This is a genomic window from Microbacterium sp. WCS2018Hpa-9 (assembly GCF_031843745.1).
Classification (GTDB): Bacteria; Actinomycetota; Actinomycetes; order Actinomycetales; family Microbacteriaceae; genus Microbacterium.
In genome coordinates this window covers 43,264-64,791 of sequence record NZ_JAVTIY010000010.1, presented here as the reverse complement: position 1 = coordinate 64,791, position 21,528 = coordinate 43,264, and the positions used below count along the sequence as shown (strand labels likewise).

Below are 21,528 nucleotides of genomic sequence, written 5' to 3'. Positions count from 1 at the left end.
GGCATTCACGTGAGGTGAATGACCGGGACGGTGGCCGATGTCGGCGCCTCTGCGTAGGATCGGCGGCACGCGCACATGACCTGAGGAGACGACGATGTCCGCCATGCAGATCACCGAGAAGCCACTCCCCTACGTCCGTCTCGCGGCACTGACCGAGACCGTCGCCTCGCAGCCCGAGGTCGCGGCCGTGGTGGGTCCGCTGTTCGACCGGGTGGCCGACGTCCTCCGTGATGCAGGGGCGACGCCGGGACTCCCCATCGCCGAGTACGACATGAACAAGCACGGGGTGCGAATCACGGTCGGGTTCGTCTACGACGGCCCCGCAATCGACGGGATCGTCATCGTCGAGCTGCCGGCCGTCGAGTCGGCGTTCACGGCAACGCACCTGGGCACCATGGAGACGATCGACGACAGCTGGGACGCGGTGAACCAGGCGATCACCGCGCAGGGAGCGACGGCAGAGGGCGCAAGCCGCGAGGTCTACCTGCAGTCCGAGTCCGAAGATCAGGCAGATTGGATCACTGAGCTGCAGCAGCCGGTCACCCGGAGCTGACCGGCTCAGGCCTGCCCCGTCAGAGCGCTCCGGCGAGCGCGGCGATGCCGACGATCACCGAGACCAGCGCGAGCACCAGGGCGATCGCGATCAGCACGGCGTGCACCTTCAAGAACGTCGTGGCCTTGCCGTCGGCATCCCGAGCACGGGGGTCGGTCGCGACGCGCTTGTAGAAACGGGGCCACACCAGCACGTTGAACGCGGCGTTGAGGAAGAGGACGACGGCGAGAACGATCACCTCTCCACGCTAACCCCTCCGAAAAAATACCCAGTCCATGTATCAGCAAGCTCTTGCCGTGCTCCTGACTGATGTGATCACAATGGGACTCATGATCGACGGCGCACCCGACGGCGCCGGCCTCGATCCTGCACCGGACGACGGCGCGGCCCGCTGGAGGCGAGCCGCCGAATTCTTCGACGCATGGCGGGACGGCGACAGCCGCGCGATGGACGACCTCGTGCGGCTGATGACCCCTGTGCTCTGGCATGTCGTGCGGGCCTACGGACTCGAGCGCACCCTGGCCGAAGACGTGATCCAGACGACCTGGCTGCAACTGGTTCGGGGACACCGCTCGATCACCGACCCGAAGGCGGTCTCGGCCTGGCTCACCACCACCGCACGCCGCGAGGCGTGGCGGGCCGGCAAGGCTCACAACAGAGTCGACACCACGGAGTCGGATGCTCTCGACGCGCTGCTTCCTGAGCAGCAGTCGGCCGAGCATCACGCCACCGTCGGAGACGAGAACCGCCGCCTCTGGGCCGCGGTGCATCGCCTCGCCGATCGATGCCAGCGCCTGCTGCGTGTGATCGCCTTCGAGGAACGACCGGATTACGCCCGCCTCGCCGCCGACCTCGCGATGCCCGTCGGCAGCATCGGCCCCACCCGTCAGCGCTGCCTCGCGAAGCTGCGCGACCTGCTCGACGCACCGACACCACGAACGGACGGCAGCTCATGAGCGAGAACGACGGCGCCAACGGCGGCGACAACCACGAAGATGCCGAGCTGTTCGCGCAGCTGCGTTCGCTCTGGCGCGGCGTCGACCCGATGCCCGCCGCACTGATCGATCGCATGATCGCGACCGTCGCGGCCGAGGGTCTGTTTGAGGAGTACGCGCTGCTCACCCTCATCGACGAGCCGCTCGGTGCCGTGCGCGGCGACGCCGACGCATTGACCCTGCAGTTCAGCGACGGCACCACCAGCATCCTGCTGCACGTCACCCGCACCGCGACCGGCGCGCATCGCGTCGACGGCTGGGTCGATTCGACATCGGGTGCGATCGAACTCGTGCAGGGCGAGCGCATCCGCACGACGACGGCCAACGACACAGGTCGCTTCGTGTTCGACGACGTGCCAGACGGACTCGCTCTCGTGCGCCTCACCACCACGGTCGGCGACCAGGAGCGAACAGTGTCTACCCCGCAGTTCGAGTTGTGACCCGCCGCGGGATGACCCGCGCACACCGCGGGGCGACCCGCACAGACCACCGCCAGGCGACTCCCGCACCTCGCAGGATCTCCCTCACGGAACGCGGGGTATCCCGCACACACTGCGGGGCATCCCGCACACACTGCGGGGCATCCCGCACAGGACGCGGGTCCGCCCGCGAGGAGAGGACCGACGATGGAGCAGCCCAGAGGGTGGAGCTGGCAGGACCGAGCTGAGGGGTCGATCAGGCGGGGGACGGCGCTGGATCCGTCGGTCGAGCCCGTCGACGGCATCAGGGCTTTTCCCACGGCGTATCTGCAGGAGCGCCTGCTGATCACGCAGGATCAGGAGAACGGCCAGGAGGCTTACGACCAGGAGATCCGCGAGCTGCGCGACGCGGCCGGCTCGTTCGGCTGGAATCTCGAGATCGAATCAAGGGATGCTGTCCGCGCCGCCGCTCCGCTGGTCCCAGGAGTGCCCGGCTTCCTCCGTGCCCGTCTGACCACCCCTGATGAGCCGACCCGCGGCGAGTCCCCGGTGCCGCCCGATGCCTGGCGCGTGCTGCAGCGCGCCCGCCGCAGCTCCGGTACGCCGATGACGAGGACCAGCCTCGAGCACGTGCTGTCGATCGACCCGGTCGGGCTCAATCCGTTCAGCCGCACGAATCCCTTCAGCCGCACCAACCCGTTCAGCCGCACCAACCCGGTGCGCGGCGCGGGCGGAGGAGCCGGCGGCAGCGACGACTACCTCGAGCCGGGGCGCGGCGCACGACAGCCGGTCGCCTGGCTCGGCCCCGCACCCCAGCGCACCTCCGCTCCGAAACGCGGTCGCCGCCCGGTGGTGGCGGTGCTCGACACCGGATGCGGTGTCCACGACTGGCTGCCCGACGACATCGTCACCCGGCACATCGAGCTCGACGGCGTGCCGGTCGGGCTCACGGACGACGCCGACCCCGAGCGCTACCCCGACCTGTACGGGCAGCTCGACGGCGAGATCGACGCGGTCGCCGGGCACGGCACGTTCATCGCGGGCATCATTCGCCAGACGGCGCCGGATGCCGACATCCTCTCGATCCGCATGGCCGGTGCGCTCGGCGTGATCGACGAGAGCACGTTCCTGACGACCGTCGCGCAGGTCGTCGAGCTGCTGCGCCGACACCGCGAAGACCCCTCGACCGGGCATCCGATCGACGTCCTGAACCTGTCGCTCGGCTATTACCACGAGACCCCGGTCGACGGTCAGTTCAGCAAGACTCTCAACGCGCTGCTCACCACGGCACGGGAGCTCGGATGCGTGGTCGTGTGCTCGGCGGGCAACGACGCGATCGACCGGCCGTCGTTCCCGGCATCCCTCTGGCCATGGCCCGGTGCCGACAACGGCATCCCGCGCGACAAGGACGCCCCGCACGTGTCGGTCGGCGCCCTCAACCCCTCGGCACGCTCGGTCGCACTGTTCTCGAATGTCGGCCCCTGGGTGCAGGTGTACGCGCCCGGCGCCGCCGTGGTCAGCACCTCACCGGCGTTCGTCGGAGGCGAGCAGGCGAGTACCAGAGCGGACGTCGACGGACTGCGCCGCGAGACGATCGACCCCGACGACTACCGCGGCGGCTTCGCGATCTGGAGCGGCACGTCGTTCTCGGCACCGTATGTCGCGGGGCGCATCGCCGCTCAGCTCGGCACGGTGCCTCCGCAGGGGGTGAAGGCGGATGCCGCGGCCAAGGCCGTCGCCGCCGTGCTGAAGACCCTTCCGACGCCGGTCGAGCGAGTGTAGCCGCGGCCGGATGGCTGAGGATCCCCCGGATGACTGACCGAACAGGGGCCGTTCGGCGGCCATCCGGGCATCGGTCAGCCATTCGGCCCAGGTCATCCACCCGGATCCAGAAAGCCGAATGCGGCCGCAAGCCTTCCCTGAGGCCTGATATACCGCCATTCTGGTGAAGTGCCACTGTCTGCTCTCGAGCTGCATCAGCGCGGCGTCGACGCAGCCAACTCCCGACGGTTCGCGCAGGCGCGGCGCGCGCTGACGACCGCATCCGCGCGCACCGACGACGACGATCTGCGCACACGCATAGACGGGACCATGGCCTATGTGCTCGCGCAGACGGGCGAGCCCGCCGAGGCCGAGCGGCTGTCGCGCGAGGCACTGTCGCGACCGGGGCTCAGCGCCGAGACCGTCGCCCTCGCGAACGGGCAGCTCGGCACGCTGCTCATGCACGGCGGTCGCCTCGATGAGGCGGACGGGTTCCTGACGCGGGCGATCGACGGTCTCGACGACGGGTCGATCGAGAGCGCGAACCTGCTGATGAGCCGAGCGATCGTCAGCATGCAGCGGCACCGGCTCGACGACTGCTCGGCCGACCTGCAACGAGCGATCTCCGCGTACGAGGCGCACGGGGCAGACGCACCGCTCGCCGAAGCCCGCCACAACCTCGGCTATGCCGCACTGCTCGGTGGCGACCTCGTCACCGCGCTCGGGCTGATGACCCGATCGCGGCCGATCCTCGCCGCCACGAGCGACCTCGCCGCGGCGATCAGCGACCTCGACCGCGCCGAGGTGCTGCGCGACGCCGGCCTCACGACAGAGGCCGAAGAGCTGCTCGGCGCGGTCGCGGTGCTGTTCGGTGCCCAGCGGATGCGGCAGGCGCGAGGCGAAGCCGAGTTCCACCTCGCCCGGTCGCTGCTGCGGCACGACGCCCGTTCTGCCGAGCGTGCCGCAGCGACCGCATCCCGTCGCTTCGCCGCCCTCGGGAGTGAGGGCTGGGCTGCCCGCGCCGAGGCGGTGCGACTCGAAGCCCGACTGCTCGCCCACCCGAAGGCGGCGCCGAACGCCGACGACTTCGCGCGCACCGCCGCAGCGCTCGCCCGCGGAGGATTCCGCACCGAGGCCACCGCCCTGACCCTCACGGCACGCCTCGCTGGCGGGGGGCGACTGCCACGGCTCACCTCCGACGCCCCGACTCCGCTGCGCCTGCGGGAGCACGAGGTGCGCGCGGCGCGGGCGGCATCTGCGGGCAAGGATGCCGATGCCCGCCGCGCCGCCGCCGCCGGCCTCGAGCTGCTCACCGCGTGGCAGCAGTCGTTCGGCGCGCTCGACCTGCAGGCGTCCGTGGCGATGCACGGCACCGAGCTGATGTTCACCGGGCTCGCCGCCGCCGCACGATCACGCGACCCCGAGGTGCTGTTCGAGTGGTCGGAGCGCGCCAGGCACCTGAGCCAGCAGGTCGCTCCAGTGCGCCCACCGCACGACGAGGAGCTGTCGGCCGACCTGGCCGAACTGCGCATGCTGCGCGCCGACCTCGCAGGGTCGGACTGGACGACCGATGCCCGGGTGCGCGAGCTGCGCGATCGGGTTCGCGACCGGCAGTGGTCGTCGACCGGTGTCGGCGGAAACCACGAACGCCTCGGGCTGCGCGAGACCAGGGCCCGGCTCGACGACGACACGGCGATCCTCGCCTACGTCTTCACGCGCGAGGAGCTGCTCTGCGTCGTGGTGACGGCATCCGCTGCGTCGATCGTCGAGCTGTCGCTGCCGCGCATCGAAGCCGCACTCGACGGGCTCCGCGCCGACCTCGACGTCGCCGCCCTCACCCGTGGCGGCCCGATGGCCCAGGTCGTGGCGCGGTCGCTCGACGAGAGGCTGCGCCGGCTCGACGACGCCCTCCTCGCGCCCGCCCGCGTAGCGACGGGCGGGGCTGCTCGTCTCGCGCTGACGGTGCCAGGAATCCTCGGCGGCATCCCCTGGGCGATGCTCCCCGGCATGCGCGGAACGCCGTTCACGATCGCGACCTCGGTGTCGCGCCTGCTCGGTGGGTCGCCTCGACGCCCGGATTCTGCACCGACGCCTCCCTCGGCGCCTGCTCTGACAGCGGGGTTCGCGACCGGCCCCCGTGTCGCACGGGCCGAAGAAGAGGTGCGCCAGGCTGCCGAGGCGTGGCCCGACGCCCGGATGCTGACCGGTCAGCGCGCGCGGGTGTCGGCCGTCACCGAGCTCGCCGAGCAGGTCGACGTCCTGCACATCGCCGCCCACGGTCGCCACGCGGTCGACAACCCGCTGTTCTCCGGATTCGAACTCCACGACGGCACACTGTTCGGCTATGACGTCGACCTCATCTCGCGCGCGCCCGACACCGTGGTGCTCTCGGCCTGCGAGCTGGGCCGCTCATCGGTGCGCTGGGGCGAGGAGGCACTGGGCATGACGCGGGTCTGGCTGCACGCCGGCACCGGCTGCGTCATCGCCGCACCGGTGGTGGTGGCAGACGACATCGCCTGCGAGCTGCTCGGCGCGGTGCACGTCGAGCTGGCGGCCGGTGCGCGACCGGCCGTAGCGCTGGCTGCGGCAGCCGAATCCACCGGACTCAGCGCGCCGTTCCAGTGCCACGGAAGCGGACTCTGAATCTTTTCTCCACTCGATGTATCAGAACATCGGTGTCCGGCTCCTTATCTCCAGAAGGTGCCAGCGAAGGGCTTCGGAAACGAAGCGCGAGGGAGGCGCAGTCGAACTGGGGAAACCCTCGTGCACTGGGGAGTGTGAGGGAACGACAGACACCATCTACTCCGGGGGTGCCGCGAGAGGGGTCGCGGCACCCCCACCAGGAGTCCGCACCGGGAGACGCAGGTCAGGCCGTCAGGACCTCGTAGCCCGCATCGCGGAACGCGGCGAGCGCCGCGGCATCCGCCCGGTCGTCGGTCAGGAGAACGGGGAAAAGCTCCGAACCGCCGACGGCCGCGAACGCCACCGTGCCGATCTTGCTGCTGTCGGTGACGACCACGGCTCGGCGGGCGCGCTCGGCCATCATGCGGTTCACCGCGGCTTCGCGTTCGTCCTGCGTGGTGGCACCGGCCGCGGCATCCATGCCATTGACTCCGATGAAGGCGATGTCGAGCCGCACTCCTCGCAGCAGCTGCTCGACGAACGGGCCCACCAGCTCATAGCTGCGCGAGTGGATCACCCCGCCTGTGACGACGACCTTGATGTCGGGTCGGGTCGCGAGCTGGGCGGCGATGTTCACGGCGTTGGTGACGACCGTGATGCCCGGCCCCGCCGCGAGATCGTCGCGAGCGGCGAGTGCCGCGGCGATGGCCGTGGTGGTGGTTCCGCCCGACAACCCGACGACCATGCCCGGCGAGACGAGGGCGGCGGCGGCCAGGGCGATGCTCTCCTTCTCGTGCGAGCGCTGGTGGCTCTTGTAGCGGATCGGCAGCTCGTAGGCGACCGAATGTGCGACAGCCCCGCCGTGCGTGCGGGTGAGCAGACGCTGCTCGGCGAGCGAGTCGAGATCGCGGCGGGTGGTGGCGGCCGAGGCGCCGAAGCGCTCGACGAGCTCGTCGACGTTCACCTCGCCGTCCGCGGCCAGGAGGTCGAGGATCGCGTTCAGACGGGCGGCACGCTTCATGTCACCATCCTGCCCGCATTCACACGGCTCACCCCTCGACCTCGGCCGACTCGAGGGCGAACAGCCGCAGCATCCGCGCGGCCTCCCCGGCGAGCGCATCGCGCGCAGGCTTCAGGTACTTGCGCGAGTCGACGAGCTTCTCGTCGGCGTCGAGCGTCGAGCGGATCGCCCTCGTGAAGAATCCGTTCAGGTGCGTCGAGACGTTGATCTTGGTCATTCCCGCGCGCACGGCGTCGGCGATCACGGCATCCGCCACGCCCGACGACCCGTGCAGCACGAGCGGCACAGACAGCGCCTCGCGCAGTCGGGCGATCAGCTCGAGGTCGAGGGATGCCGAGCGGTCGGTCATCGCGTGCGACGAACCGACCGCAACGGCGAGCGCGTCGACGCCGGTCGCGGCCACGAATGCGCGCGCCTCGTCAGGGTCGGTGCGCACGCCCGGTGCGTGCGCACCGTCCTTGCCGCCGACCTCGCCCAGCTCGCCCTCGATGTAGACGCCTGCGGCATGCGCCCGCTCGGCGACGGCGGCCGTGAGTGCCACGTTGTCGTCATAGGGCAGCGCTCCGCCGTCGAACATGACCGAGCCGAATCCGAGGGCGATGGCCTCATCGACGAGCTCGGGGCGCTCGGCGTGATCGAGGTGCACCGCTACAGGCGTCTGCGCGCCTCGCGCCACCGCGAGGGTCGCCAGCGCGATCGGCTCGAGGCCACCGTGATAGTCGGCGCAGTTCTGCGAGATCTGTAGGATCACGGGCAGCCCGGCCACGGCCGAGGCGTGCACGAGCCCCTCCGCGGTCTCGAGGTGGATCACGTTGAACGCGCCGATGCCGGTGCCGCGCGCTGCGGCATCCGTCACCAGTTCGCGGGCGGAGACCAGGGTCACAGAGGGTCCTCTCGAACGGTGGGGTCGTAGGGGGCGACGGCGAGGCGCTGCTCGATCGCCGGCCAGTCGTCGGAGATCTCGCCGGCGAGGGGCATGAGCACGGCGGCTGCAGACCAGGCGGTCGCCCGGCGCAGGATCGTCTCCGGATCGCGGATGCCGTCGGCGTAGAGCACCGCGCACGCGGCCACTCCTGCGTCACCGGCGCCGGTCGGGTTGCCGGCGAGTGGAGCGTCGAGACGGGCGTGCAGCACCTCGGATGCCGTGACAGCGAGCATGCCGTCGGCCCCGAGTGACAGCAGCACGAGGTCGACACCGCGCTCGATCAGCGAACGAGCGCCCTCGACGGGGTCGGTGATGCCGGTCGCCTCGACGAGTTCGGCGGCATTGGGCTTGAGGACGGATGCTCCGGCATCCGCCGCGTGCAGGAGAGCCGGACCGGACGTGTCGACGATCACGGGCACGCCCGCGTCTCGCGCCGTGCCGATCAGCAGCGGGAGCAGGGTCTCGGGGGCACCGGGCGGCAGGCTGCCCGAGATCACGAGTACCTGCGCCCCGGGCAGAGCGTCGACGACCTCGCCGAGCAGAGCCGCCCACTCGGGATCGGAGGGGTTGACGCCCCTCTCGTTGACGACCGTCGTGTCTCCGAGCGCCTTATCGACCAGCGCGATGCTCTGCCGGGTCGCACCCACCACAGGCACGAGTCGGTGCGGCACACCGCTGGCACCGAGCTCGGCGGCGAGCTCGACGCCGCTGCGGCCGCCCGCCGTCGAGACCGCGAGCACCGAGGCACCCTGCGCGTGCGCGACCCTGGCGACGTTGAGGCCCTTGCCGCCGGCGCGCACCGCACCGGCATCCGCTCTGTGCGTCTCGCCGAGGGTCAGCCGGTCGACGTGCCAGGTGAGGTCGAGGGCCGGGTTCGGGGTGACGGTGAGGATCATACGAGCTCTCTCGCGCGCAGTGCCGCGCCCAGGATGCCGGCGTTGCCCGACAGTTCGGCCGGTACGAGCACGGGGAGGCGGTGGAAGCTCAGGCGTTCGGCGAGCCGGGCTCGCAGCTCGTCGAAGAGCGCTCCGCCGGCGCGCGAGAGCCCGCCGCCGATCACGATCGCCTCGGGTGCCACGACCGCGGTGAGCTGCGCGAGCGACAGGGTGAGGGCATCGAGCGCCGAGTTCCAGATCTCGGAGGCGACCCGGTCGCCGGCCGCAGCGCGGGCGATCACGTCTTTGGCGCCGTCCGGCGTGATCCCGGTCGCCTCGCGATAGCGTCGCGCGATCGCTCCCGCAGACGCGACGACCTCGAGGCAGCCCCGCGCACCGCACGCGCACACCGGTCCGTCGGCGATCGGCGAGTGGCCGATCTCGCCCGCATAACCGCCCGCCGTATAAGGCTCTCCGCCGACGAGCAGCGCCCCGGCGATGCCGGTGCCGATGACGAGCACAACCGAGTTCGAGTAGGCACGGGCGCCGCCGAGGCGATGCTCGGCCCAGCTCGCCGCGCGCACATCGTGGTCGAAGGCGACGGGCAGGCCGAGTTTCGCCGAGGCGAGATCGCGCAGCGGAGAATCGTGCCAGCCGAGGTTGCTCGCGAAGACGCCGAGTCCGGCATCCGCGTCGACGATCCCCGGCACCACGAGTCCTGCCGCCTGCGGCACGACGTCGGGGTGCTCGGCGCGCAATTCTGCGGCGAGAACGCCGAGTCGCTCGATGAGCACCTCGGTGCGGTCGCCGTCGGCCACAGGGGTCGGCGTGCGACGCAGGCCGAGAGCCGTGCCGTCTGCATCGAACAGCGCCGACTTGATGTCGGTGCCGCCCACGTCGAAGGCCAGCACCGGAGCGCCGCTGCCCAGTGGACGTGCGGCGGCGAGCTTCTCGCCCGCCGCGTCGCTCACGACGTCGGCGATGCTCGCGGCATCCTCAAGGCTGGTCATCGAATTCTCCGCGGGTGGGTCGGGTCATGCATCCAGGATGACGGATCGCGTGAGGTTGCGAGGCTGATCGGGGTCGAGCCCCTTGGCGACCGCACGGTCGAGGGCGACGCGGTGCAGGCGCACGAGGTCGGCGAGCGGATCGATCGGATGCTGCACGAACCGCGCCCCCGTCGCCTCGACCTGCGCGGCCAGCCCCTCGGGCGCCTCGCCGAACTGCCAGGTCACGCGGCCCGGTGCGGCGATCGCGATCGGTCCGTGGCGGTACTCCATCGACGGGTACGACTCGGTCCACGACTGCGACGACTCGCGCATCTTGAGAGCGGCCTCGTGCGCGAGGCCGATGGTCCAGCCGCGGCCGAGGAACGAGTACTGCTCGGCATCGCGCAGCTCGTCGTCGTAGTCTGCGGCGAGCACGGCTGCGGCATCGTCGATCGCACCGGTGAGGTCTTCGCCGAGCGATGCGCGGAAGAGCGCCAGCGCGGTGGTCGCGAAGCGCGTCTGCACGACCGACTTCTCGTCGGCGAACGGCAGCAGCACCGCCTCGTCGACCAGTGAGACGAGCGGCGAGGTCTCGTCGCCGATCACACCGATCGTGGGCACTCGACCCTTGATGCGCTCGACCAGTTCGAGCACCTCGGTCGTGGTGCCCGATCGCGTCAGGGCGACGACGGCGTCGTAGCCGCGGTCCACGAACGACTCGGAGGCGGCGAATGCGTCGGTCTCGCCCTGCCCCGCGGTCTCGCGCAGGAACGCATAGGACTGCGCCATGAACCACGACGTGCCGCATCCGACCACCGCGATGCGGGCTCCGGATGCCGGCAGCAGCGCCTGCGCATCGCGGAGATCGGCCGCGCGGGCCCAGGTCTCGGGCTGCGAGTTCAGTTCTTCGCGCATGTGTGCGCCGGGCAGAAGTTCGGTCATGTCAGGCCCTCCGGACCAGATGTTGCAAGTTTGTGATTGTTTAGCGGCTTATTCGATCATAGTATGTCGACAAAAGGAATCCTTGCAAGGTTCCTCTTGATTTGTTTATTCTCCTGACAAATAATCGAACAAGTTCCACCGCCCCTCCGGAGATCCGGTCCATGGAGGGTTCCTCGAGCCGATCCGGCTTGAACCGATCGCCCAGCCACCAAGGGAAGGCGATCACACGCACCGTCGCGTGAGTTGTGCTTGCGACTGTGCACCACCTACACAGTGAGGAATGCAATACACATGAAGAAGTCACTGCGATTCGGCGCCGTTGCCCTGGCGGCAACCGCCACGCTCACGCTCGCTTCGTGCGGGTTCGGCGGCTCGACAGGAGGCGGCGGAGACGCCGAGGGCGAGACGACGCTCAACCTTCTGGTGCCCAGCTACTCCGACGCCACCAAGGGTCTGTGGGAAGACGTGATCGAAGGGTTCGAGAAGGAGAACCCCGACATCAAGGTCGACCTCGAGGTGCAGTCGTGGGACAACCTCGAGAAGGTCGTCTCCACCAAGATCCAGGCCGGCGAGGCGCCCGACATCTACAACGGCGGACCCTTCGCCGGATTCGTCGGCGACGAGCTGCTCTACCCGGTCGAAGAGGTCGTGTCTGAGGAGACCTACTCCGACTTCCAGGACGCGTTCCTCGCGAACGCCGAAGTCGACGGCACCGCCTACGCCCTGCCGCTGATCGCGTCGGCCCGCGCGCTGTTCGTCAACAACGCGCTGCTCGAGCAGGCCGGCGTCGAGGCTCCGACGACCTGGGACGAGCTGCTCGATGCCGCGACCAAGGTGTCGGCACTCGGTGGCGGCGTGGCCGGTTATGGCATGCCGCTCGGCTCCGAAGAGGCTCAGGCCGAGGCAGCCGTGTGGCTGTGGGGCGGCGGCGGCTCGTTCGGCGATGCCTCCGAGATCACGATCGACACCCCCGAGAACCTCGCGGGTGCCGAGCAGATCAAGAAGATGATCGATGCGGGCGCCACTCAGGCAGACCCCGGTTCGACCCAGCGCTCGCCCCTCATGGACATCTTCATCCAGGGCAAGATCGGCATGCAGGTCGGCCTGCCGCCGACAGTGGGCCAGATCGAAGAGGGCAACCCCGAGCTCGACTACTCGATCGTCCCGATCCCGACCGAAGACGGCTCGCCGTTCACGCTCGGCGTCATGGACCAGCTGATGGCGTTCCAGAACGACGGCGACAAGCAGGAGGCGATCACCGCCTTCTTCGACTACTACTACTCGGCCGACGTGTACGTGCCGTGGGTGCAGGCCGAGGGCTTCCTGCCCGTCACCAAGTCGGGTGCCGAGCAGCTCTCGGGCGAAGAGGCTCTCAAGCCCTTCCTCGATGTGCTGCCCGACGCGCAGTTCTACCCGTCGACGAACGAGAAGTGGTCGGCCACCGACGGAGCCTTCAAGGCACTGTTCGGCCAGCTGCAGTCGAAGCCTGCCCAGGACGTCCTGGCCGAGATCCAGGCACAGGTCGACGCGGGCTGAGCCCGCTGACGGAGAGGTTCGGATATTCCCATGAGCCAGACGAAAGAATCCTCGAACCTCGCGGGGGCGGCCACCGGCCGTCCCCGCACCCCGGGTCGCCGCACGGGCGCGACCCGCGGCAGGCCGGGCGGAAAGGACCTGCTCCAGGCACTGCCCTGGATCGCCCCCGCCCTGCTGCTCATCATTGGCGTGGTGCTGTTCCCCGCCGGCGTGATGTTCTTCAACTCCACCCGCGACATCTCGCTGTCGGGTCTCGACAAGGGCTCGGTCGGCTTCGACAACTTCGTGACGGTGTTCACGTTCGCCGAGTTCTGGCCGATCATCTTCCGCACCATCATCTGGGTCGTGGCGGTCGTGACCTTCACAGTGATGATCTCGCTCGGACTCGCGCAGATCCTGAACAAGGCGTTCCCCGGTCGGCAGATCGTGCGCATGGCCGTCATCGTGCCGTGGGCGGCATCCGTCGTGATGACGACCATGGTCTTCTACTACAGCCTCGAGCCGTACTTCGGGGTGTTCAACAAGTTCCTCTACGACATCGGGCTCTCCGATGACGCCGTCGGCTACGGCTGGACCAAGAACCCGGCCACCGCGTTCGCCTGGTCGATCGTCATCGCGATCTTCGTGTCGCTGCCGTTCACGACCTACACGATCCTCGCCGGACTCCAGACGGTTCCGGCCGATACCCTCGAGGCCGCGAAGATGGACGGCGCCGGCCCCACCCGCACCTACTGGACGGTCGTCGTCCCGCAGCTGCGCAGCGCCCTCGCGGTCGCGATCCTCATCAACATCATCAACGTGTTCAACTCGCTGCCGATCCTCAAGGTGATGACCGGGTCGATCCCGGGCTACGGCGCCGACACGATCATGACGATGATCTTCAAGTACATCGAGCTGCAGAAGAAGGTCGACGTCGCGAGCGCGCTCTCGGTCGTCGCCTTCCTCATCGTGATCGTGATCGTCGCGATCTACGTCAAGGCCGTCAAGCCCATGAAGGAGGTCTGATCATGACCGTGACCGAGACCGCCCTCGTCACCACCGCGGGCGACGCCGCCGCTCCCCGCATCCCGGGGCGCAAGCGCCGCTACACCGAAGACCAGGTCACGCTGCCCCGCGTCATCCTGCGCATGGCCGCCGGCATCCTGGTGCTGGCGATCTTCGTGCTGCCGTACCTGATCATGTTCTTCGGCTCCGTCAAGACGAAGTCGCAGATCCGCTCGGTCGACCCGACGTACCTGCCGATCGAGTGGCACTGGGAGAACTACATCTCGATGTGGTCGACCCCCGAGACGCCGCTGCCCTACAACCTGATCTCGACCATCATCATCGCCGTGTTCGCGACGCTGCTGGTGCTGCTGGTCTCGCTGCCGGCCGCGTACTACACCGCGCGTTTCAAGTTCCCCGGACGCATGGTCTTCCTGTTCCTGGTGATCGTGACGCAGATGCTGCAGCCGGCCGTGCTCACCTCGGGCCTGTTCCGCCAGTTCACGGTGCTCGGACTCAGTGACACGTGGGCCGCGATGATCTTCATCAACGCGGCGTTCAACCTGTCGTTCGCGGTGTGGATCATGCACTCGTTCTTCGCCGGCATCCCGAAGGAGATCGACGAGGCCGCTCAGATCGACGGCGCCGGGCGCTTCACCGTGCTGTTCAAGATCAACCTGCCGCTGGTCTGGCCCGGAATCGTGACCGCGATCGTCTTCACGTTCGTCGCCTGCTGGAACGAGTTCGCCGCATCGCTCGTGATCCTCTCCACCGACAAGAACCAGCCGCTGTCCGTCGCGCTCACCAAGTTCGTCGGTCAGTACGAGACGAGCTGGCAGTACGTGTTCGGCGTCTCGATCGTCGCGATCCTGCCCGTCGTCATCCTGTTCATGCTCATCGAGAAGCGCCTCGTCGGCGGGCTCACCGCCGGCAGCGTCAAGTAGAACCTGCGGAACGGATGCGGAGCGCCACCGAGGGTGGCGCTCCGCATCGTCGTCTCACGAGGGCAGATCCGGACGATGCTCCGCGCGCCGTCTAGTGTGGTGACGCAGGGGGGCAATATGACATGGCAGGATGCTGGCCGAGTTGATCGACGACCGTCGGGCGACGCACACCCGGGGTGGGGTTGGGGAGTGGTGCTCGTTCCGGCAGCGGTCGGACTCGCTGCGCTCGGTCTGTTCTTCATCCGATCGCTCGGCACCGGAGCGGGCATCCTGATCGGAGTGGCCCTCATCGCCTGGGCGGTCTCTCTCGCGATGCCGTTCTTCGTCATCGCCTGGTACGCGGCGCAGGCAGCGTGGAAGGCATCGCGTGAACGGAGCGGGAGGACATTCGCCGCACCATCGCGCGAGCTGCGGCGGATCGGGTTCGGCATCCGCTGGAGCTTCGGTGCCCGCGGCCTGATGTTCAGCCCCGCGTCGTACGACGGGCCGGACCTCCCGATGCTCGTCATCGGCAAGGTCTTCCACTACCTCGCGATCGCCATCCTGGTCATGGCTGGGCTGGTGGCCGCCCTGGTCGGCATCGCTTCGCCGCGCTGAGGCCGTCGGTCGCAGAGGCCTCAGGGGGAGCGCGCGATCAGGAGACCGGATCGGATGCTGCGCGCAGCTGCGCCGGACTCCACCGCACGCCCAACGCACTCGAGAGTGCCACCTGTGCGACACCCGTCGAGATCGACGCGTCCGCGTCGGCGTATCGCACCGGCACGTTCGCGGTGCCGGTCGCCGTGTAGTCGACCTCTGCCTGCACGAGTGGCAGGAACCTGTCGCCCAGCGCTCGCGCGGGCCCGCCGATCACGACCTCGGCCGCGTCGAGCACCGCCGCGATGAGCTTGATGGTGCGGGCGAGCGCCCGCGCTCCTTCGGCCAGGTGCTCGTCGTCGGCAGACGCGGCGAGCGCGGTGATGGCCTCGTCGTCCATGGCGTCATCGAAGTCGTCGCCGAGCATGGCCGTCATCGACGAGGCGGACTCCAGGCACCCCTGACGTCCGCAACGGCACGTCCGCGCGTCATCGCCGAACTCCACCTGGACGTGACCGATCTCGCCCGCGCGGTCGCGAGGACCCGGAGCGAGCTCGCCGTCGAGAGTCACCGCCGCGCCGATACCGGTGCCGATGTGGATGAACAGTCGATACCCCGAGGATTCGTCCTCCCTGGCAGCTTTGGCGATCGCCTCGGCATCCACGTCGTTGACGAGCAGCACGGGAATCCCGAGCACCGCTTCGAAGCGCTCGGCGAGCGGCACGTCCGTCCATCCCAGTTGCACGCTCTCGAACACCCGGCGTCCGTCGGTCGTGCCCGGCAGCTGCACTCCCGCGATGAGCAGACGCCCGGAGTACTCGGCTGCGATGTCGGCGACGGCCCCGTCGAGCACCCGATCACGCGACTCATCGGAGAACGCGACTCTGCGCGTCTCGACCTCGGTGCCGTCGAGCGCGACCAGCGCGATGCGCGCATCGGTCGGCCGGATCACGAGAACGAGGATGACGTGATGCTCGGACGCGATGCTCAGGGTCGTCGCCCGCTTGCCGCCCGTGCTGGCAGCCTGCTCGCCGTCGATGATCAGTTGCAGATCGATGAGCTCCGCCACCAGAGACGAGGCGGTTGCGGCGGTGAGTCCGGTGGCGCGGGCGATCCCTGCCCTCGTCTCCGAGCCGGGGTTGCGGAACACGAGCTGCAGCGCACGACGCAGATTCGCGCGGCGAACCGACGCCTGCGTGTCCAGTGCGTCGTCGCCGTTCAGCATGGTGCCGGTCCCGTTGTCGGAATTGGTTGACAGACCTGGTGGTTCTGCGTACCCTCGGTCATAGTTTATTCAATAAACTTAGTTCGGTCCCCGGGCGGGTGAGTGCTGCACACACTGTCACTCGCCCGGAAGGCCGGATCATCGTCCCTCGGCGGCTTCGGTGTGATGACGGATGACTTCGGCCACCACGAAGTTGAACCACTTCTCGGCGAACTCGGGGTCGAGATGCGCATCCTCGGCCAGAGCCTTGAGGCGTGCGACCTGCTGCTCCTCGCGCCCCGGATCGGATGCCGGCATCTCGTGCTCGGCTTTGAGCTGCCCGACCTGCTGCGTGGCGCGGAAGCGCTCGGCGAGCATGAAGATGAGTGCGGCGTCGATGTTGTCGATGCTCGAGCGCAGTCGGAGGAGTTCAGCCCGGGGGTCTTCGGCGGCGGTCATGCCCCCTACTCTACGGAAACACGGGGCTGGACGACCCCTCGTGACCATGCGGATGCTCCCGGGCCGGGCGCCGATCGGACGCTATCGTGAGCACATGAGCCGAGAAGAGCACGAGCCGTCCTCGGGCGGGTCCGCCCCCGCATCCGACCCGTCCCCGGCACCTGAGCACGCGCCCTCGACGGCCGACGCATCCGCTGACGCCTCTTCGTCCGCGAGCTCCCCTGCACCGGGGGCTGTCGCCGTCGCGACGACCGCCCGGCACGACCCGACGAAATCGCCCGCCGCTCGTCACGGCGTCGTCGAGCCGATGACGCCCAGCCGGTCATTCTGGACGCGCATCGACCGTCCCTTCGTGTTCGGGTTCCTGGTGACCCTCGGCGCCCTCGCCGCGATCGTGCTCGGCCTGGCCGTCGCGAACCTGTCGACCGTGCTCATCTACATCGCTCTCGCCCTTTTCGCCGCCCTCGGACTCGACCCCACCGTGCGGTTCCTCGAACGGCGAGGGCTGTCGCGGGCGATCTCGGTGGTCGTGGCGATCCTCGGGCTCATCGTCGTGGCCGGTCTCGTCGTGTGGATGGTGCTGCCGGTCGTGATCGACCAGATCGCGAGCTTCGTGCGATCCGTGCCGGGGATGATCCAGGAGTTCACCCGCAGCGACGTCTATGCGGCGCTCGATGAGCAGTTCGGCGATCAGTTCCAGGACCTCGTCGCCGACGTGCAGTCGTTCCTCACCAACCCCGGCAACATCGCCGCGATCGGCGGCGGGGCCCTGAAGGTCGGGGCATCGATCGCCAACGCCATCTCGGGCATCATCGTCGTCCTGGTGCTCACGCTCTACTTCGTCGCGACGCTGCCCTCGATCAAGGCGGGAATGCTCCGACTCGCTCCCGCCCGCGACCGTGCTCGCGCAGGCGACATCACCGACCAGATCACCGACTCGGTCGGCGCCTACGTCATGGGAATGGTCGTGCTCGCGTTCTGCAACGCGGTGCTCGCTTTCCTGCTGTATCTGTTCCTCGGATTGCCGTTCCCGCCGCTCATGGCGACGGTCGCGTTCTGCATCACCCTGATCCCGCTCGTCGGATCGGTGATCTTCTGGATCATCGGCACAGGGCTCGCCCTGTTCACCAACCCCGTCGCGGCGCTCGTCTTCGCTCTCATCTACCTCGTCTACATGCAGATCGAGGCGTACGTGATCACCCCTCGCGTGATGAACCGCGCCGTCTCCGTGCCCGGTGCGCTCGTGGTGATCGGCGCCCTCGCCGGCGGCACGCTGCTCGGGCTCCTCGGTGCGCTCGTAGCGGTGCCGGTGGCGGCATCCATCCTCATCATCATCAAGCAGGTGCTGATCCCCCGGCAGGACGCTCGGATCTAGCGCTCTCACCCACAACACACGAAAGTGCCCGGCCCCTGAGGGACCGGGCACTTTCGTGTGAAGGCGACTCGGAGTCAGACGAGGTCGTTGTCCTCGAGCCACTTCTTGGCGATGTCGGCGGACGACTGCTCCTCGACCGTGCTCAGCACGTTGAGCGAGACGAGCTCTTCAGCGGTCAGCTTGGCGCTGATGGCGTTGAGCACATCGGAGACGTCATCGGCGATGTCGCTCGACACGATCGGCACCACGTTCGACGAGATGATCAGGTTCTCGGGGTCTTCGAGGGCGACGATCTCTTCCGTCTCGAAGGCGGGGTCGGCGGTGTAGATGTCTGCGACCTGGATCTGGCCGGCAAGAAGCGACTCGAGCGTGGTCGGACCGGTGGCCGAGAACGTCAGGTCGACGCCGTAGACCTCTTTGGCCTTCGCCGGGCTGTACGGACGCTGCTCGAACTCGGGTGCTGCGCCGATCGTGACCGGCGAGGTGACCTTCGAGAGGTCGCCGATCGACGTCAGGCCGTTCTCTTCCGCGAAGCTCTTCAGCACCGTGTAGGAGTCCTGGTCGGTCGCCTCGGCGAAGTCGAGGGCCGTGAGGCTCTCGGGCAGGGCCTCCTGCAGTGCCGCGTAGACGTCGTCGGGGCTGGTGACGTCGATCTCGTCGTCCGAGATGTACTCGAGCAGGCTGCCCGTGTACTCGGGGAACACGTTGATCGCGCCCGACTCGACGTCAGGCATGTACGCGTCGCGCTGACCGATGTTGAGCTTCTTCTCGACATCGAAGCCCGCACCTTCGAGCGCCTGGGCGTAGATCTCGGCGATGATCTCGTTGGAGTAGTACGCCTGCGAGCCGACGACGATCGTGTCGCCGCTGCCCGAGCCCTCGCCGGAGTCGGACGGCTCGTCGAGCGGGTTGCTCGAAGAGCAGGCGGTCAGGGCGAGTGCTGCCGCGGCGACAAGACCGACGGCGAAGACAGAACGCTTGCCTCGTGCTGTGAACATGGACTTCCTCTTCTCTGGGACTGCTGTGGGGGACATCACGGAGGATGGACGATTCAGGCTGTGGCCGGTTCGACGGCGGCGGGCCGAGCCGATGCCCGAGATCTGCGTCCGGCAGGGCGGCCGGTGCGCAGGCCCGCAGGCACGGCGGCACGCTGCAGCGCCGCGAAGATCAGGTCGACGAGCAGGGCGAGCACCGCGACGATGATGGCGCCGGCGAGCACCTGATCGAATCGACGCAGCGGGATTCCCTGGATGATCGGCCATCCGAGCCCGCCGAGGTTGACGTATGCCGCGATCGTCACGGTCGCGATGACCTGCAGCAGTGCCGAGCGGATGCCGCCGACGAGCAGAGGCAGCCCGAGTGGCACCTCGACCTTCCAGAACACCTGCCACCCGGTCATCCCCATCGACTTCGCGGCGTCGATGACGCGGCGGTCGATCGCCTCGAGGCCCGTGTAGGCCCCGGCGAGCAGTGAGGGGATGGCGAGCAGGACGAACGTGATGATCGCGGCCTCGGGAATGCGGAGCACCCCGAGCAGCAGCACGAGCAGGACCATGAGCCCGAAGGCCGGAATCGCGCGCGCGGCACCCGAGACGGCGACCGCGATCTCGCGACCTCGACCCGTGTGGCCGATCAGCCAGCCGATCGGCAGAGCGATGAGCGCGGCGATCACTACCGAGATCACAGTCAGCACGAGGTGCTGCCCCAGCAGGACGGGCAGGGCGTAGCGCCCCTGCCACTGCTCGGGCGCGACCATCCAGGCGATGGCTTCGAGGAACAGGTTCATGCGGGAGCCGCCACAGCGAGAGCGCGGGCCGCCGCGGGCTTGGCGGCCGCTTTGGTCCACGGCATGAGGGCACGGCCGAGAAGGAGCAGGATCAGATCGAGGACGAGCGCGATCACCACGACCGCGACGACTCCGGCGAACACCTCGGCGATGATGCGGCGCTCGAGGCCGTTGGTGAAGAGGTAGCCGAGGTTCGTCACCCCGATCAGGATGCCGACCGTCGCCAGGGAGATCGTGCTGACCGCTGTGACTCTGAGCCCGGCGAGGATCACCGGGCCTGCGAGCGGGAACTCCACCGCCCAGAAGCGGCGGAAGGCCGCGAAACCTGTCGCAGTCGCCGCCTGACGCACATCGTCGTCGACAGAGTCGAGGCCGTCTGAGACGGCACGCACCAGGATCGCGACGGCGTAGATCGTCAGTGCGATGACGAGGTTGGACTCACTGATGGCCGAGTAGCCGAGCGCGGCCGGGAGCAGGATCAGCAACGCGAGCGACGGGATCGTGTAGAGGAGACCGGTGAGCACGATGATCGGTCCACGCACCAGGCGGAAGCGCCACGCGACCCAGCCGAGCGGAAGCGAGAGCACGAAGCCGAGCACGATCGGGATGATGCTCTGACGCAGATGCACCAGAGTCAGCTCGAAGATCAACCCGAGGTTGTCGGTGACCCAGTTCACGCCCGCTCGCCTTGCACAGCGTCGAGAGCCGCGGCATCCGGCCCCGCCAGCGGACCGTCGGACTGCTCGGCCGCAGACACGATCGCGCCCTGCGTGCGGCCCTCGGAGTCGACGACCACGGTGCCGTGCGGGGTCTCTCTGAGGTGCAGCGCACGGCGCCCTCGGTCGGCGCCGATGAAGGAGGCGACGAAGTCGTCTGCCGGGTTCTCGATGATCTCGCTCGGGCTGCCCACCTGCACGATGCGCGCGCCCTTGTCGAGGATCACGACCTGGTCGCCGAGCAGGAAGGCCTCGTCGATGTCGTGCGTGACGAAGACGACGGTCTTGTCGAGCTCGTGCTGCAGCCGCAGCGTCTCCTGCTGCAGGTCGGCTCGCACGATCGGGTCGACCGCGCCGAACGGCTCGTCCATCAGGAGGATGTTCGGATCCGCCGCGAGTCCGCGGGCCACACCGACGCGCTGCTGCTGACCGCCCGAGAGCTGGCTCGGATACCGCTCCGCCAGCGACTGGTCGAGACCCACGGTCTTCAGCAGTTCGCGAGCGCGCTCGTGCGCGGGCGCCTTCTTCACACCCGTGAGGCGCAGCACGGTGGCCACGTTGTCGATCACCGTGAAGTGGGGCATCAGACCGGAGTTCTGCATGACGTATCCGATGCGGCGACGCAGCGCGACGGGGTCGCCGCCGAGCACGCTCTCGCCATCGATCTCGACGTCACCCGAGGTCGGCTCGACCATGCGGTTGATCATGCGCAGCAGTGTGGTCTTGCCGCAGCCGGAGGATCCGACGAACACGGTCGTCTTGCGAGACGGCAGCACCAGGCTGAAGTCCTTCACGGCAGTCGTGCCATCGGGGAACTGCTTGGTGACGTTGCGGAACTCGATCATG

22 protein-coding genes are annotated in these 21,528 nt (G+C 68.7%); 10 read left to right on the top strand and 12 right to left on the bottom strand.

The window, feature by feature from the left end:
- Positions 1-94 precede the first annotated feature (94 nt).
- A complete protein-coding gene (locus tag RQG82_RS18070) occupies positions 95-553 on the top strand; it encodes a GyrI-like domain-containing protein (protein WP_311260180.1) in 459 nt (152 codons plus the stop codon).
- A gap of 19 nt (positions 554-572) precedes the next feature.
- Here the strand turns inward: RQG82_RS18070 and RQG82_RS18065 are convergent, their stop codons facing one another.
- A complete protein-coding gene (locus RQG82_RS18065; RefSeq protein WP_311260179.1) occupies positions 573-791 on the bottom strand; it encodes an SCO4848 family membrane protein in 219 nt (72 codons plus the stop codon).
- 37 nt (positions 792-828) lie between these two features.
- On the opposite strand from RQG82_RS18065, the gene RQG82_RS18060 reads away from it, so the two are divergent.
- From RQG82_RS18060 to RQG82_RS18045, 4 genes are all read left to right on the top strand, one after another.
- Positions 829-1,509 (top strand): sigma-70 family RNA polymerase sigma factor, encoded by a 681-nt coding sequence (locus RQG82_RS18060; RefSeq protein WP_311260178.1) that lies wholly within the window; start codon positions 829-831, stop codon positions 1,507-1,509.
- Complete coding sequence (locus RQG82_RS18055; protein WP_311260177.1) at positions 1,506-1,988, top strand: hypothetical protein; 483 nt, start codon at positions 1,506-1,508, stop codon at positions 1,986-1,988. Before RQG82_RS18060 ends, RQG82_RS18055 begins: the two co-directional genes overlap by 4 nt.
- A gap of 186 nt (positions 1,989-2,174) precedes the next feature.
- A complete protein-coding gene (locus RQG82_RS18050) occupies positions 2,175-3,749 on the top strand; it encodes a S8/S53 family peptidase (RefSeq protein ID WP_311260176.1) in 1,575 nt (524 codons plus the stop codon).
- A 168-nt stretch (positions 3,750-3,917) separates the two neighbouring features.
- On the top strand, positions 3,918-6,371 hold the full coding sequence (locus RQG82_RS18045; protein ID WP_311260175.1) for a CHAT domain-containing protein: 2,454 nt from the start codon (positions 3,918-3,920) through the stop codon (positions 6,369-6,371).
- Positions 6,372-6,594: 223 nt separating this feature from the next.
- On the opposite strand, the gene RQG82_RS18040 is transcribed toward RQG82_RS18045, so the two are convergent.
- The 5 genes from RQG82_RS18040 to RQG82_RS18020 are packed head-to-tail and all read right to left on the bottom strand — an operon-like array spanning position 6,595 to position 11,102.
- Positions 6,595-7,371, bottom strand: a complete 777-nt coding sequence (locus tag RQG82_RS18040; protein ID WP_311260174.1) for a DeoR/GlpR family DNA-binding transcription regulator — start codon at positions 7,369-7,371, stop codon at positions 6,595-6,597.
- A gap of 28 nt (positions 7,372-7,399) precedes the next feature.
- The gene (locus RQG82_RS18035) at positions 7,400-8,254 is read right to left on the bottom strand and encodes a class II fructose-bisphosphate aldolase (protein WP_311260173.1); all 855 of its coding nucleotides are present in this window, start codon (positions 8,252-8,254) and stop codon (positions 7,400-7,402) included.
- Positions 8,251-9,192, bottom strand: coding sequence for a 1-phosphofructokinase family hexose kinase (locus RQG82_RS18030; RefSeq protein ID WP_311260172.1), 942 nt, complete (start codon positions 9,190-9,192; stop codon positions 8,251-8,253). Before RQG82_RS18030 ends, RQG82_RS18035 begins: the two co-directional genes overlap by 4 nt.
- Entirely contained in the window at positions 9,189-10,181 is a 993-nt protein-coding gene (locus RQG82_RS18025; RefSeq protein WP_311260171.1) for an ROK family protein, read from the bottom strand. Before RQG82_RS18025 ends, RQG82_RS18030 begins: the two co-directional genes overlap by 4 nt.
- Before the next feature lie 24 nt (positions 10,182-10,205).
- Entirely contained in the window at positions 10,206-11,102 is an 897-nt protein-coding gene (locus tag RQG82_RS18020) for an SIS domain-containing protein (RefSeq protein WP_311260170.1), read from the bottom strand.
- Between the two features lie 291 nt (positions 11,103-11,393).
- Here RQG82_RS18020 and RQG82_RS18015 point away from each other — a divergent pair, with 291 nt between their 5' ends.
- The 4 genes from RQG82_RS18015 (at position 11,394) to RQG82_RS18000 (ending at position 15,163) form a co-directional block, all read left to right on the top strand.
- The gene (locus RQG82_RS18015; RefSeq protein WP_311260169.1) at positions 11,394-12,638 is read left to right on the top strand and encodes an extracellular solute-binding protein; all 1,245 of its coding nucleotides are present in this window, start codon (positions 11,394-11,396) and stop codon (positions 12,636-12,638) included.
- Between the two features lie 30 nt (positions 12,639-12,668).
- Positions 12,669-13,643, top strand: coding sequence for a sugar ABC transporter permease (locus RQG82_RS18010; RefSeq protein WP_311260168.1), 975 nt, complete (start codon positions 12,669-12,671; stop codon positions 13,641-13,643).
- A 2-nt stretch (positions 13,644-13,645) separates the two neighbouring features.
- Complete coding sequence (locus RQG82_RS18005) at positions 13,646-14,566, top strand: carbohydrate ABC transporter permease (protein ID WP_311260167.1); 921 nt, start codon at positions 13,646-13,648, stop codon at positions 14,564-14,566.
- A gap of 117 nt (positions 14,567-14,683) precedes the next feature.
- The gene (locus tag RQG82_RS18000) at positions 14,684-15,163 is read left to right on the top strand and encodes a hypothetical protein (RefSeq protein ID WP_311260166.1); all 480 of its coding nucleotides are present in this window, start codon (positions 14,684-14,686) and stop codon (positions 15,161-15,163) included.
- Between the two features lie 37 nt (positions 15,164-15,200).
- On the opposite strand, the gene RQG82_RS17995 is transcribed toward RQG82_RS18000, so the two are convergent.
- Complete coding sequence (locus RQG82_RS17995; RefSeq protein WP_311260165.1) at positions 15,201-16,367, bottom strand: ROK family protein; 1,167 nt, start codon at positions 16,365-16,367, stop codon at positions 15,201-15,203.
- Between the two features lie 138 nt (positions 16,368-16,505).
- Positions 16,506-16,805: a chorismate mutase gene (locus RQG82_RS17990; RefSeq protein ID WP_042541193.1), complete on the bottom strand. Its 300-nt coding sequence runs from the start codon at positions 16,803-16,805 to the stop codon at positions 16,506-16,508.
- A gap of 94 nt (positions 16,806-16,899) precedes the next feature.
- Between RQG82_RS17990 and RQG82_RS17985 the strand changes: the two genes are divergently transcribed.
- Positions 16,900-18,180: an AI-2E family transporter gene (locus tag RQG82_RS17985; protein WP_311260164.1), complete on the top strand. Its 1,281-nt coding sequence runs from the start codon at positions 16,900-16,902 to the stop codon at positions 18,178-18,180.
- 74 nt (positions 18,181-18,254) lie between these two features.
- Here the strand turns inward: RQG82_RS17985 and RQG82_RS17980 are convergent, their stop codons facing one another.
- From RQG82_RS17980 to RQG82_RS17965, 4 genes are read right to left on the bottom strand one after another with little or no spacing between them, the layout of a single operon-like run.
- A complete protein-coding gene (locus RQG82_RS17980) occupies positions 18,255-19,178 on the bottom strand; it encodes an ABC transporter substrate-binding protein (protein ID WP_311260163.1) in 924 nt (307 codons plus the stop codon).
- 53 nt (positions 19,179-19,231) lie between these two features.
- Positions 19,232-19,966 carry an ABC transporter permease gene (locus RQG82_RS17975; protein ID WP_311260162.1) on the bottom strand — a complete coding sequence of 245 codons (735 nt, stop codon included), beginning with the start codon at positions 19,964-19,966 and terminating at the stop codon, positions 19,232-19,234.
- On the bottom strand, positions 19,963-20,643 hold the full coding sequence (locus RQG82_RS17970; RefSeq protein WP_311260161.1) for an ABC transporter permease subunit: 681 nt from the start codon (positions 20,641-20,643) through the stop codon (positions 19,963-19,965). The genes RQG82_RS17975 and RQG82_RS17970 overlap by 4 nt, the downstream gene beginning before the upstream one ends.
- The gene (locus RQG82_RS17965; RefSeq protein WP_311260160.1) at positions 20,640-21,527 is read right to left on the bottom strand and encodes an ATP-binding cassette domain-containing protein; all 888 of its coding nucleotides are present in this window, start codon (positions 21,525-21,527) and stop codon (positions 20,640-20,642) included. The genes RQG82_RS17970 and RQG82_RS17965 overlap by 4 nt, the downstream gene beginning before the upstream one ends.
- Between the last annotated feature and the right edge of the window lies 1 nt (position 21,528).

Excerpts from the sequence above, each read along its gene's own strand:
- RQG82_RS18070 (WP_311260180.1), top strand. The coding sequence starts at position 95 with ATGTCCGCCATGCAGATCACCGAGAAGCCACTCCCCTACGTCCGTCTC.
- RQG82_RS18060 (WP_311260178.1), top strand. The coding sequence starts at position 829 with ATGTATCAGCAAGCTCTTGCCGTGCTCCTGACTGATGTGATCACAATG.
- RQG82_RS18055 (WP_311260177.1), top strand. The coding sequence starts at position 1,506 with ATGAGCGAGAACGACGGCGCCAACGGCGGCGACAACCACGAAGATGCC.
- RQG82_RS18050 (WP_311260176.1), top strand. The coding sequence starts at position 2,175 with ATGGAGCAGCCCAGAGGGTGGAGCTGGCAGGACCGAGCTGAGGGGTCG.
- RQG82_RS18040 (WP_311260174.1), bottom strand. The coding sequence starts at position 7,371 with ATGAAGCGTGCCGCCCGTCTGAACGCGATCCTCGACCTCCTGGCCGCG.
- RQG82_RS18030 (WP_311260172.1), bottom strand. The coding sequence starts at position 9,192 with ATGATCCTCACCGTCACCCCGAACCCGGCCCTCGACCTCACCTGGCAC.
- RQG82_RS18025 (WP_311260171.1), bottom strand. The coding sequence starts at position 10,181 with ATGACCAGCCTTGAGGATGCCGCGAGCATCGCCGACGTCGTGAGCGAC.
- RQG82_RS18020 (WP_311260170.1), bottom strand. The coding sequence starts at position 11,102 with ATGACCGAACTTCTGCCCGGCGCACACATGCGCGAAGAACTGAACTCG.
- RQG82_RS18015 (WP_311260169.1), top strand. The coding sequence starts at position 11,394 with ATGAAGAAGTCACTGCGATTCGGCGCCGTTGCCCTGGCGGCAACCGCC.
- RQG82_RS18010 (WP_311260168.1), top strand. The coding sequence starts at position 12,669 with ATGAGCCAGACGAAAGAATCCTCGAACCTCGCGGGGGCGGCCACCGGC.
- RQG82_RS18005 (WP_311260167.1), top strand. The coding sequence starts at position 13,646 with ATGACCGTGACCGAGACCGCCCTCGTCACCACCGCGGGCGACGCCGCC.
- RQG82_RS18000 (WP_311260166.1), top strand. The coding sequence starts at position 14,684 with ATGACATGGCAGGATGCTGGCCGAGTTGATCGACGACCGTCGGGCGAC.
- RQG82_RS17995 (WP_311260165.1), bottom strand. The coding sequence starts at position 16,367 with ATGCTGAACGGCGACGACGCACTGGACACGCAGGCGTCGGTTCGCCGC.
- RQG82_RS17990 (WP_042541193.1), bottom strand. The coding sequence starts at position 16,805 with ATGACCGCCGCCGAAGACCCCCGGGCTGAACTCCTCCGACTGCGCTCG.
- RQG82_RS17985 (WP_311260164.1), top strand. The coding sequence starts at position 16,900 with ATGAGCCGAGAAGAGCACGAGCCGTCCTCGGGCGGGTCCGCCCCCGCA.
- RQG82_RS17980 (WP_311260163.1), bottom strand. The coding sequence starts at position 19,178 with ATGTTCACAGCACGAGGCAAGCGTTCTGTCTTCGCCGTCGGTCTTGTC.
- RQG82_RS17975 (WP_311260162.1), bottom strand. The coding sequence starts at position 19,966 with ATGAACCTGTTCCTCGAAGCCATCGCCTGGATGGTCGCGCCCGAGCAG.
- RQG82_RS17965 (WP_311260160.1), bottom strand. The coding sequence starts at position 21,527 with ATGATCGAGTTCCGCAACGTCACCAAGCAGTTCCCCGATGGCACGACT.